This window comes from Bacillus sp. JJ1474 (genome assembly GCF_036965225.1).
Taxonomy (GTDB): domain Bacteria; phylum Bacillota; class Bacilli; order Bacillales; family Cytobacillaceae; genus Cytobacillus.
Genome location: NZ_JBALPC010000340.1, coordinates 1,890 through 2,234, shown reverse-complemented (window position 1 = coordinate 2,234; position 345 = coordinate 1,890). Strand labels below are relative to the sequence as shown.

Annotated in this window: 1 protein-coding gene; it reads left to right on the top strand. The window is 28.1% G+C overall.

The window, feature by feature from the left end; translation table 11 throughout:
• The coding region (locus V7164_RS25540; RefSeq protein WP_335355641.1) for a hypothetical protein at positions 1–345 on the top strand (345 nt) is incomplete at both ends.

Genomic DNA, 345 nt, shown 5'->3' with positions numbered 1-345 from the left:
ACAATTTATTTTTAGCCAGTACTTACCTAGAAATGTTTTAGTATTATGGGTTATTTTTTTACTTTCTTTCTTATACTCTGAAAAACATATAAAAAAGAAAACTTTAATTACAGTAAGTATATTTTTCTTATTAGCTGGAATCCCCTTTTTGAATATACTTTCTTATTTACGAGTGGGAGAAGAAATAGATTTGTCAGTTATGAATTATGCTACGTTGCTAAAAGATATTATTGTTGAAGAAACCTTTTATCCAATAATGTATCAGCATGCATTAGATAGTCAATCAAAAGTATCCGCAGCATTATTCTTTTTGTGGGTTTTGTTTCTTCCTATCCCAACAGGTAT